A 12,395-nucleotide genomic window follows, 5' to 3' on the forward strand; every position below is an offset into this window, starting at 1 on the left:
GCTCCGCGRAGCGCGGCTCCCGCCCGTAGCGGAACGCAGGATCAGCGCGACCACAAGAACGAGCGCTGACACAGGACTGATCGACGAAGGCGCGCATCCCTCGGGGTGCGCGCCTTCGTCGTTCCCGTCAGCGACCGACCACCCATGAGTCCACGCCGTTCATCCACTCAGGCACGTCGGCCGTCACCGGCGGCGCCGGCAGCAGGACCGTCGACGCCCCCGAGAGCAGCGAGTAGGCCGTGACCGTGGCCGGCTGGGCGTCGCCGCTGCACGCGGGTCGGGACTGCACCAGCAGCCGGTCGCCGGCCAGGGTCGAGCGGAACGTGTTGTCCATCCCGACCCCCATGTCCTGCAGGAGCGTCGACGCGCCGCCCTCCCAGACGTAGGCCCCCGTCGCGCAGCTGTCGGGGTCGTGGAGGCTGGCGGCCGAGCCGCTGTAGACGACCTGGCCCGCACGCAGCCACGTCCCGCTCCAGGTCCATGGAAGCGGGTTCGCCTGGGTGAGGCGGGCGAGCAGCGTGCGCTGCTGCGTCGAGAGGTCGATCCGGTACATGCTCGGGTCCGCCGCAGCCCAGTCGGCGCCCTCGGAGAGACCGCTCGGCTCGGTCGACCACCTGCGGTAGTCGGCTGCGAGGCAGAGCGCCAGCAGGGCGTCGGGGTCGAGCCAGCCCACGACGTCGCACGTCTTGCCAGGCACCCCGAACTCGTGCGCGGTCGCGCCGCCGTCGAGGACGTCGACCACGCGGAAGGACGTCCACCCGTTGACCGGTCCGACGACGTCCGGCGTGACCCCACGCCGACCCGTCGGGTCCAGCAGCATCGTGTAGCCCAGGTCCGCGAGCGGTCGTGCGGCACCGTCCTGAGACACGGAGTAGAGCGCCGACGTAGCCGCATCGGTGCTCGTCGGCGTGTACCAGAGCTCGGAGCCGTCGGCCGCGACACCGTCGAAGTACCAGCTGGCGTCCTCGCCCCACTCGGTCGTGCCCACCGGCCGTGGCGTGATCGTGCCCGTCGTGAGGTCCAGCTCGGCGCGCGGCACCACGCCCTGGCCGAGGTCCTCCTGCCAGTCGACGCTCACCGTCGCGGTCGTCGCCCCGGCGACCCAGTGCAGCAGCCTGACCCCCATGGCCTGCGGCAGGTCGAGGACCCGGTACAGCTCCCCGGTCGGCGACGCGAGGACGACGGTGTGCTCGACGAACGCGGGGATGGTGTCCACGCCGTTCTCGACGGCGTCCGCGGAGTACGCCTCCGAGGCGTAGACCGAGAGCACCCACCCCGGCGTCGTCCGCTCGAGGAGCCCGGGCGGGAGCGGCAACGTGGGTGGGAGGCCGAGGACGTCGTCGGGAACCACGGTCGGCTCCGCGGTCGGCGTCGGGGCCGGCGCGGAGACCGACGGCGTCGGTGTCGGCGTGACGGCAGGCACCGGGTCGTGGTCGCCGCGCAGCCCGAACCACGACCCGGTCGCCAGCACGGCGACGATCGCGACCCCACCGACAGCCTGAGACGTGTGCCGCACGGCGCGCCGCCGCCGGACCTTCCGCACCGACCGCGCGAGCACGCCCGGCGCCGGAGCCAGGCCGCCGATCGACTGCTCTCGGGCGCCCAGGTTCTCCGCCATGACGTCCCTCAGGTCACGCTCCACGACGCACCTCCTCCGTCTGCACGAGCACCACCGGGTCGCGGTCGTCGGGGCTCGTCGTGCCCAACGCCGCGTTGAGGGCGGCGACGCCGTCCGAGACGTACCGCTTCACGGCGCCCTCGCTCAGCCCGAGCAGGGACGCGGTCTCCCGCACCGACAGGTCCTCCAGGTGCCGCAGCACGACGCAGGCGCGGACGCGCGGGCTCAGCGCCAGGAGCGCGACCTCGAGGTCCGTCGACAGCCCCTGCTCCGCGAGCTCGACCGTCGACGGCTGGGGTCGCAAGGCCGTCCGCTCGACCGCCGACCGCTCCCGGCCGCTGCGACGGACCCGGTCGACGAACCTCGAGACGATCGCGCGTCGCACGTACTGCTCGGCCTGGCCGACGGACTCGAACCGGGCGCGTGCGGTGAACGTCGCCACGAGCGCCTCCTGCACGAGGTCCTCCGCGTCCGACCGCGACGGCACCAGCAGCATCGCCCGCGCGACGAGCCGGGGGTAGCGCTCGCGCGCCACCTGCTCGAGCAGCGGCTCCCAACCCCGGGCCATCGGACCCCTTCCTGTCGCCCGGCGAGCACCGCCGGTCATCAAGAACGTCTCGGCACCCGGATCGGTTGGGGTGAGCGCCGAGACCGTTCCGTCACGCAACCCTGGGCGTCGGCGGGAGCCTGCCAGACCGGATGGGAGGATGACCCGGTGCAGGTGATCGCCGACCTCAAGGCCCTCTGGCCCCTGAAGGACTTCCGCAAGCTGTTCGCCGTCCGGCTCGTGAGCCAGACGGCCGACGGCATGTTCCAGGTGGGGCTGGCGACGCTGTTCTTCTTCTCGCCGGAGAACGCCAGCACCGCGGTCGGGGTCGCGGCGGCGTTCGCGGTGCTGCTGCTGCCGTTCACCATCGTCGGGCCGTGGGCGGGCGTGCTGCTGGACCGGTGGCGGCGCCGGCAGGTGCTGTTCGTCGGCAACCTGGTCCGGGTCGCCATCACGTTGCTCATCGCGGTGATCATGGTGACCGACGGCGTCGGGCCGGCCGTGTACGTGCTCGCCCTGCTCAACCTGTCGATCAACCGGTTCCTGCTGTCGGCGCTGAGCGCGTCGCTGCCGCGGACCGTCGACGGCCCGCTGCTGCTCACCGCCAATTCCCTGACCCCCACGCTCGGGGCCGCGGCGGCGGGGGTCGGTGGCGCGATCGGCTTCGTGCTCGGCCTGGTGCTGCCGACCGGACGTCTCAAGGACGCGGCGGCGCTCTTCGTCGCCGCAGCGGTCATGGCCACCGCGGCGGCGCTGGCCACGCGGCTGGGCAAGGACAGGCTGGGTCCCGACGAACGCGCCGACGCCCGTCAGATGCGGGCCGCCCTCGGCACGCTCGCGCACGGCCTGGTCGCCGGCGCCAGGCACCTGATCGAGCGCCGGACCCCCGCGCGCGCGCTCGGGATCATGGCGGCGCACCGGTTCCTCTACGGCGTGACGTTCATCGCCAGCATCCTCATCGCCCGCAACCTGCTCTCGGACCCGGCGGACGCCGGCGAGGGGCTGCGCACGTTCGGCCTGGTGCTCGGGGCGTCGGCCGCGGGCTTCGTGCTCGCGGTGGTGCTGACGCCCGTGCTGTCGCCGCGCACGGGGCCGCACGTGTGGATCGTCCTCTGCCTGTCGCTCGCGGCCGTCAGCCAGCTGCTGCTGGTGGCGTCGGCGACCAAGACCGCCGTGCTGGTCGCCGCCGGCGCGCTGGGCCTCGCCGCGCAGGGCGCCAAGATCGCCGTCGACACCATCGTGCAGCGCGACACCGACGACGCCTTCCGGGGCAGGGCATTCGCGCTCTACGACGTCCTCTACAACGCGGCGTTCGTCGGCGCGGCCGCGCTGGGCGCGGTGACGTTGCCCGACACCGGCTACTCGCGCGGGCTCTTCCTGGCCCTGGCGGTCGCGTACGCCGGGTTCGCGGCGCTGTACGGAACCACCTCTCGGGGGGTACCGGCCACCCGCGCCACCGAGGCACGATTGGCGTCGTGAGCAGCGACGACGAGGTGGTCAGCGCTCTCGACGCCGTGCTCGCCAGCGACCTGGCGCTGTCGATCTCGGACGCGCAGCGGCCCGACCAACCCCTGGTGTGGGTCAACGCGGCGTTCAGCCGTCTCACGGGCTACCCGGCCGACGAGGTGCTCGGGCGCAACTGCCGCTTCCTCCAGGGTGCGGACACCGACCCGCTCGTGGTCGCGCGCATCCGGACCGCCCTCGACGAGGGCCGTGCGAGCGCGTCCGTCATCCGCAACTACCGTCGCGACGGGTCGCAGTTCTGGAACCAGGTCGTGATCAGCCCGGTGGTCGACGAGGCCGGGCGGGTGACCCACCACATCGGCATCCAGGCAGACGTCACCGACCGGGTCGAGGCCGACCGGGCCCACGACCGCGCGCACGACCTCGAGCTCGACCTGGCCGAGCAGTCGACGGCCCGCCTCGAGCTCCTGGCCCGCATCAGCGACGAGATGGCGCAGCACCTCGAGTACGACGACGCGGTCGACGCGCTCGGCGACATCGCGATCCCCTCGCTGGCCACCTGGGGGTTCGTCGCCATGACGGACGACCGCGGCCGGTTCTCCCGCGTGCACCTCGTGGCGGGCGACCTGCACGACCGTGACACCGCGCGCGCCCTGGCCAACGAGGACGTGGGCTGGCTCTCGCGGGCACCCAAGATCTCGGAGGCCCTGACGAGCGCACCGGGCTTCGTCGCGACGCCGTACTCGATCGACGTCGCCGGCCTGCCCGACCGGACCACGCCCGCGCAGCTGGAGCTGCTCCGCCGGCTCGGTCTGGGCAGCGCCATGGTGGTCCCGCTGCGCGCGCGGGACCGCGTCCTCGGCGTGCTGGCGCTCGTCGCGGTCCACGGGTTCAGCGCCGACGCGGTGGTGACCGCCGCCCACCTCGGGCGTCGCGCGGGCCTGGCGCTGGACAACGTGCGCCTCTTCCTGGCCGAGCGCACCGCCGCGCTGACCCTGCAGCACAGCCTCCTGCCGGAGATCCCGGTCATCGCGGGACTCGACGTCGCCGCCGCCTACGTGCCCTCCACCCGGCGCACCGAGGTGGGGGGCGACTGGTTCGACGTCCTCCCGCTGCCCGACGGGGCGATCGGCCTCGCGGTCGGCGACGTGGTCGGCCACGACCTGCGCGCCGCCGCCGCGATGGGCCAGCTGCGGTCGCTGCTGCGGTCGTACGCGTGGGAGGGCTCCTCGCCGGGCGAGGTCCTGGCCCGTGCCGACCAGCTGGTGCGCGGCCTCGACATCGCCGACATCGCCACCTGCGCGTACCTGCGCTGGCACTCGACCGAGGACGGCGCGCAGGTCACCTACGCCCGCGCCGGTCACCCGCCGCCGCTGCTCCGGCTGGCCGGCGGCGAGGTGGTCGCGCTGGACGAGGGCCTGTCGACGCCCATCGGACTGGCCGGTCCTGGAGGCGCCGAGGGGAAGATCGACGTGCCCGCGGGGGGAACGCTCGTGCTCTACACCGACGGGCTGGTCGAGCGGCGGGACCGCGGGCTGCGCGAGGGGATCGCGGCGCTGACCGCCACGCTCTCGGCCCTGCCCGACGACGCCGACGCGACGGTGGTGAAGGACCGGCTGGTCGAGGCGTTCGTCGGCGCCCACCAGGAGGACGACGTGTGCCTGCTCGTGGTCAGGCGCGCGCTGCCCACCAGCTGATCAGCTCCTCGCGCGCGGCCTCGGGGGCGAGCGGCCCGCGCTCCATCCGGAGCTCGAGCAGGTACCGGTACGCCTCGCCCACCTCGCGGCCCGGCGCCAGCCCGAGGATCTCCATGATCTGCGTGCCGTCCAGGTCGGGCCGGACCGACTCCAGCTCCTCCTGCTCCTGCAGGCGCGCGATCCGCTGCTCGAGGTCGTCGTACGCCGCGGACAGCCGGGCGGCCTTGCGCAGGTTCCGCGTGGTGCAGTCGGACCGGGTCAGCCGGTGCAGGCGCTCGAGCAGCGGGCCGGCGTCGGTGACGTAGCGCCGGACGGCGGAGTCGGTCCAGCCGCCCTCGCCGTAGCCGTGGAACCGCAGGTGCAGCTCGGTCAGCCGCGCGACGGCCTGCACGGTCGCCTTGTCGAAGCGGAGCTCCTTGAGACGCTTGGCGACGAGCTTCGCGCCGACCATCTCGTGGTGGTGGAAGCTGACGCCGCCCCCGTCCTCGAACCGCCGGGTCCTCGGCTTGCCGATGTCGTGCAGCAGCGCCGCCAGACGCAGCACCAGGTCCGGGCCGGGCACCGGTCCGTCCGGGCCGGTCTCGAGGGCGATCGCGCGCTCGAGCACCATGAGCGAGTGCTCGTAGACGTCCTTGTGGCGGTGGTGCTCGTCGATCTCGAGGCGCAGCGCGGGCAGCTCGGGCAGGACGTGGTCCGCGAGCCCGGTGTCGACGAGCACCTCCAGGCCGGCCCGCGGCTGCGCCGAGACCAGCAGCTTGCTCAGCTCGTCCCGCACGCGCTCGGCCGACACGATCGCGATGCGGTCGGCCATGTCGACGATCGCCTCGCGCGCGGCGTCGTCGACCGCGAACCCGAGCTGAGCGGCGAACCGCGCGGCGCGCATCATGCGGAGCGGGTCGTCGTCGAACGACTGCCGGGGGTCGACCGGGGTACGCAGCACGCCGGCCGCGAGGTCGGTGAGGCCGTCGAACGGGTCGACGAACGTCAGCTCCGGCACCCGGACGGCCATGGAGTTGACGGTGAAGTCGCGCCGGGACAGGTCGCCCTCGAGCGAGTCGCCGAACGCGACCTGCGGCTTGCGCGACGCCGGGTCGTACTCGTCCGTGCGGTACGTGGTGACCTCGACGACGACGTCCTCGGCCAGCGACGACCGGCGGCCCGCGAAGCGCCGGGCGCCGATGGTCCCGAACTCCTTGCCGATGTCCCAGTGCGCATCGCCCCAGCGCGCCAGGATCGCCTCGGTCTGGTCCGGCGACGCCGACGTCGTGAAGTCCAGGTCGGCCGAGGCGCGACCCAGGAACGCGTCGCGCACCGGTCCGCCGACCAGCGCGAGCTCGTGTCCCGCCGCACGGAACAGCGCGCCGAGCTCGAGGGCGTCGGCGGGCAGACCGGCGAGCACACCCAGCGCGCGCTTCTGCAGCGCGACCAGGGCGGCGCTCAGGTCTGGGGTCTCGGGGTCGACAGGCGGATCGAGGGACGGCACTCGTCCAAGCCTGCCAGATGCCGGGCAGATCTCCGCCGCGGCGCGGACCTCCCCGGACGGTCGGCGCCGCCCAAGTCGTTACAGTGTCGATATGTCGAGCCCGGCGCATCCACCCGTCCCAGGGGGCGTACCAGCGCCGCCGGGCGGGCATCCGCTGCGCATCGACCCCCGCCACACGCTCGTCCGCGTGCCCGCGACCCCGCTCCCCGTCGTCGACGAGACCTCGGCGGGCGGCATCGTCGTCAGCCGGCGTGAGGGCGTCGACCACGCGGCCGTCATCGCCCGCCGCAACCGGGCCGGCCGACTCGAGTGGTGCCTGCCCAAGGGGCACCTCGAGGGCGACGAGACGCCCGAGCAGGCCGCCGTGCGGGAGATCGCCGAGGAGACGGGCATCACCGGCGAGGTCCTGCGCCGGCTCGGCGTCATCGACTACTGGTTCAGCGGCGACGACCGGCGCGTGCACAAGGTCGTGCACCACTTCCTGCTCGGCGCCACGGGCGGGTCGCTGACCGTCGAGGGTGACCCGGACGGCGAGGCGGAGGATGCCGCCTGGATCCCCGTCGCCGAGCTGCACGGGGTCCTCGCGTACCCGAACGAACGCCGGCTCGCCGAGGCAGCACTCGTCGTGCTCGTCGGCGAGGGATGAGCGCCCGCTCGCTGCGACGCCGGGTGCTGTGCGCGGCCCTGGCGGTCGCGGGCGCGCTCGCCGGCCTCGCCGTCCCTGCGAGCGCCGCGACCGCCGACCCCGACCTGCCGGTGTCCGTGCAGATCACCTCCGTCGCGCCGAGCGTGCTGCGGCCGGGCGAGGACCTCCACGTCACGGCGGTGCTGCGCAACGACGGCGACGACGAGATCGCGCAGCCCACCGCCGCGCTCCGCCTGAGCCGGTTCCGTGTGAGCTCGCGCGCCGAGGTCGAGGCCTGGTCGTCCGCCGGGACCGAGGGCCTGAGCCGCACCTCCCGGGTGGCCACCGCGCCCGTCGCCGCGCCGCTGCTTCCGGGAGCGAGCGCGACCGTCGAGCTCGTCGTCCCGGCCGCCGGCGTCCGCCTGCTCGACGGCGCCGACACGTGGGGGCCGCGCGGCCTGGTGGTCGAGGCCCTCGACGGGACCGGTCGCGTCGGCCTCCAGCGCACGTTCCTGCTCTGGCTCACCACTGACGACGTGCCGCAGACGCCGGTGTCGATCCTCGTCCCGGCGGTCGGCCCCCCGTCCGCACCTTCCGAGTCGGGCGACGGGACGGGTCCGGACGAGCGGACCGTGGCCGAGCTCGACGAGCTGACGGCCCCGGGCGGTCGGCTGCACACCCTGGCGGCAGCGGTGGCGACGGACCCCGACATCGGCGTCGCCCTGGACCCCGCCCTGATCGCCGCCGCCTCCGCGGGCAGCCAGCGGACCCGCACCTGGGCCACCGACCTCACCGACGAGCTGCGAGCGCACGACGTCGTCGCGCTCCCGTGGTCCGACCCCGACATCGCCGCCGCGGCCCACGCGGGGAGCGCCGATCTCGTCCAGCTGGCCGTGGACCGGACCGCCGAGACGGGCATCCCGGGCCTCACGACCACCGACGGCCTGCTCTGGGCACCGGGCGAGGAGCTGCCGGACCAGGCGACCGGCGCGGTGACCTCGCAGGCGGGCGCCGACCTGCTGGTGCTGCCGCCCCGGACGGACACCGACGCGAAGGCGACCCCCGACGCCCGCGGGTCGGCGCACACGACCGCAGGCACCGTCGCCACCCTCGGGCCGGACGCGACCCTGACCCGGCTGCTGACCGCGCCGCAGGACGTCGACCCGGGCGCGACCACGACCACGACGGTCCAGCGCGCCCTCGCGGAGCTGGCGGTCATCAGCCGCGAGGGCTCCGACCCGCCGCGGATGCTCCTCGCGCCGGACCGCGCCTGGGAGCCGGACCTGCCGAACGTCACCGCGCTGCTCACGGCGTTCCAGGGAACGCCCTGGGTCCGCGTCACCCGGGTCGACTCGCTGCTCCACGCCGTCACCGACCCCGCACGCACGACGCTGCCCGCGGACTCGACGGCCGTCGACGAGCTCGCGCCGGCCGGCGTCCGCGCCCTCGCCGCCGCCCGGGGCCGCGCGGTCGCGTTCGCGAGCGTGACCAGCGAGCCGGCCATCCTGCTCGACGGCGTGGACACCGCGGTGCTCGCGCCCCTGTCCGTGTCATGGCGCGCCGACCCCGACGGCCGCGAGGCGCTGGTGGGGTCCGTCATCACGGAGGTCGACGCCCGCACGACCGGGCTGACGATCGCGCGGGTCAGCGACGTCCGGGTGGTCGCCGCCGACAGCGAGCTGCCGCTGATCGTGCGCAACGCCCTGGCCGTCCCCGCGACGGTCGTGCTCGAGGTCACCCCGCGCAAGGCCTGCCTCGAGGTCGGGGCGGTCGAGCCCGTGACCGTCGAGGCCCAGAGCGAGGTCAGCGTGCGGGTCCCGCTGCACGCCCGGGCCAACTGCTCGGTCGTCGTCGGGGCGCAGCTGACCTCCACCGACGGCCTCGCCGTCTCGCCCACCGTGCGGTTCACGGCGCAGGTCGCGCCGACCATCGAGAGCATCGGCACGATCGTCGTCGGCGTCCTGCTGGCCCTGGGCCTGGTGCTCGGGATCGTGCGGACCGTGCGTCGCGGGCAGAGCGCGCGCCGCGGCGCCCGCACCGAGGCGGAGTCCGACGCCCCCGTGTCGCTCCCCGTGCTCGGCGGGACGCCCGAGGACGAGCAGGAGGCCCGATGAGCGACGACGGGGTCCGCCGCGGCGCCGCACTCATGGCGTCCGGCACCGCCGCCTCCCGCGTCCTCGGCCTGCTGCGCGGCATGGTCCTGGCCAGCGCGATCGGCGCCACCGGCCAGGCAGCCGACGCGTTCGCGGTGGCCAACAAGCTGCCCAACGTCCTCTACATGCTGCTCGCGGGCGGCGTGCTCAACGCGATCCTGGTGCCGCAGGTCGTCCGCGCCTACAAGCGCAAGGCGGGCCAGGAGTACGTCGACCGGCTGCTCACCTTCGGGTTCGTCATCCTCGCGGGCCTGACCCTCGTCCTCACGCTGCTCGCGCCGTTCCTCGTCGGCCTCTACTCGAACTTCGGCAACGCGGCGCAGGACGCGCTCGCGACGACGTTCGCGTACTGGTGCATCCCGCAGCTCTTCTTCTACGGCGCGTACGCGCTGCTCGGCCAGGTGCTCAACGCCCGCGGCTCGTTCGGCCCGTACATGTGGGCGCCCGCGGTGAACAACATCGTGGCCATCGCCGGGTTCGGCCTGTTCATCGCGTTGTTCGGCGGCTGGAAGACCTCGGGCGTCGTCGACGCCGACACCTGGACGACCGGGCAGACGACCCTGCTGGCCGCCGCCGCGACGCTCGGTGTGATCGCGCAGGCGGTCGTCCTCATCCCCGCGCTGCGCCGCGCCGGCGTCCACTACCGGCCCCGCTGGGGTCTGCGCGGCTCGGGCCTCAGCGCCGCGGGCGGCGTCGCGACCTGGACCCTGATCGGCCTGACCGTGGGCCAGCTGGGCTACCTCGTCGTGTCCCGCGTGGCCTCGGCCGCCCCGGCCGCCGCCGTCGCCGACGGGACCTCCGCGACCGCCGTCGCCGGCCCCGCGGCCTACGACGTCGCGTTCCTCATCTTCATGCTGCCCCACTCGCTGGTCACGGTGTCGCTCGCGACCGCCCTGTTCACGCGGCTGTCCGGACAGGCGCACGACAAGGACGTCGCCGGCGTGCGGTCCACCCTGTCGTCGGGCCTGCGGGTGGTCGGCGTCTTCACCGTCTTCGCGACCGTCGCCATCGCCGTCCTGGCCCTCCCCCTGACGCGCGTCGTGCTGGCGACCGCGTCCGCCGGGTCCGCCGACGCCGTCGCCACCGTCGTCCTCACGATGATCGTCGGCCTGCCCGCCTTCGGGGCGTGGTCCATGTTCCAGCGGGCGTACTACGCCTACGAGGACGCGCGGTCGATGGTGCCGATCCAGGTCGTCATGGCGGCGGTCGTCGTCGCGGGGGCGGTCCTCTCGCAGATGCTCCTGCCGCCGTGGCTCTGGGTGGCGGGCGCCGGCGCGGCGATGAGCGTCTCGTACGTCGTCGGCGCGCTCATCGCCCAGTGGCGCTTGCGTCGGCGGCTCGGCGGGATCGACGGCACCCGCGTGGTGCAGGTCATCGCCCGCGCGTCGCTGGCGGCCCTGGTGTCGGCGGGGATCGGCTACGGCGTGCTGCGCCTCCTCGACGTGTTCCTCTCCACCGGGTTCGTGGCCTCCGCCATCCAGTGCGCCGTCGTCGGCACCGTCATGGGGCTCGTGTACGTCGGCGGCCTGCGCCTGCTCCGCGTCAAGGAGCTCGACAGCCTGCTCCTGCCGCTGCTCCGGCGGCTGCGCGGAGGACGCCGCTGATCCGGCACGTCTAGCATGCAGGTGTCCTGATGCAGGTGAGCGTGCGCGTGATCGACACGGAGGTGCTGGTGAGCGAGGTCGTCGGGCGGGGCACCGTGCTCGCGGGGCGCTACCGCGTGCTGTCCCCGGTGGAGTCGGACCTCGAGGGCGCCAGCGCGTGGCAGGCCACCGACCAGATCCTCGACCGCCCGGTCCGCGTGCGCATCCTCGAGCACGGAGCGGTCGCGCCCGCCCTCGACGCCGCCCGCCGCGCGGCGCTGGTCACCGACTCCCGGCTGGTGCGGGTGCTCGACGTCGGCACCCACGAGGGCTACGGCTACGTCGTCTCCGAACAGCTCGTCGGCCCGTCGCTCGCCCGGCTGGTGGCCGACCGCCCGCTGACCGCCGAGCAGGCGCGAGCCGTCGTGGGCGAGGCCGCCGCCGCGCTCGAGGTCGCCCGGCGCCGGGGCGTCCACCACCTCGCCCTGCGCCCGTCGGTGCTCCACGTCAGCCCCGACGGTCGCGTGCTCCTCGGCGGCCTCGCGCTGGACGCCGCCCTGCTCGGCGACTCGGGTGGCGACGCCCGTTCGACCACCCGTGCCGACGCCGTCGGCCTCGTCCGGCTGCTGTACGCGGCCCTCACCGGGCTGTGGCCGGCCGATCCGCGCGCACCGCAGACCCCGGGCGGGGAGACGCTCCCGCCGGCACCGGTGGTCAACGGCTCGCCGGTCGCGCCCGCGGACCTGGTCCCCGGTGTGCCCAACGACCTCGACACCCTGTGCGTCGTGACGCTCGGGCCGAACGACGACGGGCCGCACAGCCCCGGCGAGCTCGTGCGCGAGCTCGAGCCGTGGGGCGAGATCCGAGCGTCGGTCAGCGACGTCGCGCCCGTCGGCGGCGCGGCGGCGGCCACCACGCAGTTCCCGCCCACCGGGGCGGCCGCACCCGGCGGAGGGGTTCCCGTGCCCGAGGACGACGAGGATCAGCAGGACACCGCGCCGGTGACCGTGCAGCGGCAGTCCGTGCGGACGGCGTTCCAGCAGCAGGACCCCCCGGGCGCGGGGCGCCTGGGGACGCCGCCGCCGGCCACCCCGGCGCGGGCCGGCTCCCTCGGCTCGACCCCCGGCGACGCGCCGACCGCGACCTTCGTGCCGCCGCCGCCCCCGTCGCCCGAACCGCCGCTCGCGGCCACGGCACCGCTGGCCGCCGCCGCAGCAGCTGCCGC

At 74.8% G+C, this 12,395-nt stretch carries 9 protein-coding genes; 6 read left to right on the plus strand and 3 right to left on the minus strand.

Annotated elements, in window-relative coordinates:
• Positions 1-127: 127 nt before the first annotated feature.
• Both AC1DT4_RS15375 and AC1DT4_RS15380 read right to left on the minus strand, forming a co-directional pair.
• Positions 128-1,642, minus strand: a complete 1,515-nt coding sequence (locus AC1DT4_RS15375; protein ID WP_477090667.1) for a hypothetical protein — start codon at positions 1,640-1,642, stop codon at positions 128-130.
• Entirely contained in the window at positions 1,632-2,186 is a 555-nt protein-coding gene (locus tag AC1DT4_RS15380; RefSeq protein WP_477090668.1) for an RNA polymerase sigma factor, read from the minus strand. The genes AC1DT4_RS15375 and AC1DT4_RS15380 overlap by 11 nt, the downstream gene beginning before the upstream one ends.
• Positions 2,187-2,333: 147 nt before the next feature.
• On the opposite strand from AC1DT4_RS15380, the gene AC1DT4_RS15385 reads away from it, so the two are divergent.
• Both AC1DT4_RS15385 and AC1DT4_RS15390 read left to right on the plus strand, forming a co-directional pair.
• Positions 2,334-3,644: an MFS transporter gene (locus tag AC1DT4_RS15385; RefSeq protein ID WP_477090669.1), complete on the plus strand. Its 1,311-nt coding sequence runs from the start codon at positions 2,334-2,336 to the stop codon at positions 3,642-3,644.
• Positions 3,641-5,326 (plus strand): SpoIIE family protein phosphatase, encoded by a 1,686-nt coding sequence (locus AC1DT4_RS15390; RefSeq protein ID WP_477090670.1) that lies wholly within the window; start codon positions 3,641-3,643, stop codon positions 5,324-5,326. Before AC1DT4_RS15385 ends, AC1DT4_RS15390 begins: the two co-directional genes overlap by 4 nt.
• Here the strand turns inward: AC1DT4_RS15390 and AC1DT4_RS15395 are convergent.
• Complete coding sequence (locus AC1DT4_RS15395) at positions 5,301-6,809, minus strand: CCA tRNA nucleotidyltransferase (RefSeq protein WP_477090671.1); 1,509 nt, start codon at positions 6,807-6,809, stop codon at positions 5,301-5,303. The two genes, AC1DT4_RS15390 and AC1DT4_RS15395, sit on opposite strands and share 26 nt — an antisense overlap.
• Positions 6,810-6,900: 91 nt before the next feature.
• Here AC1DT4_RS15395 and AC1DT4_RS15400 point away from each other — a divergent pair, with 91 nt between their 5' ends.
• The 4 genes from AC1DT4_RS15400 to AC1DT4_RS15415 form a co-directional block, all read left to right on the plus strand.
• Positions 6,901-7,455 carry an NUDIX hydrolase gene (locus tag AC1DT4_RS15400; protein WP_477090672.1) on the plus strand — a complete coding sequence of 185 codons (555 nt, stop codon included), beginning with the start codon at positions 6,901-6,903 and terminating at the stop codon, positions 7,453-7,455.
• Positions 7,452-9,548 (plus strand): DUF6049 family protein, encoded by a 2,097-nt coding sequence (locus tag AC1DT4_RS15405; protein WP_477090673.1) that lies wholly within the window; start codon positions 7,452-7,454, stop codon positions 9,546-9,548. The genes AC1DT4_RS15400 and AC1DT4_RS15405 overlap by 4 nt, the downstream gene beginning before the upstream one ends.
• Positions 9,545-11,191 carry a murein biosynthesis integral membrane protein MurJ gene (gene murJ / locus AC1DT4_RS15410; RefSeq protein WP_477090674.1) on the plus strand — a complete coding sequence of 549 codons (1,647 nt, stop codon included), beginning with the start codon at positions 9,545-9,547 and terminating at the stop codon, positions 11,189-11,191. Before AC1DT4_RS15405 ends, murJ begins: the two co-directional genes overlap by 4 nt.
• A gap of 29 nt (positions 11,192-11,220) precedes the next feature.
• Positions 11,221-12,395, plus strand: a 1,175-nt coding sequence (locus AC1DT4_RS15415) for a protein kinase family protein (protein WP_477090675.1), incomplete at its 3' end; no start/stop codon positions are given.

Source organism: Cellulomonas sp. P4_D11 (assembly GCF_056401915.1).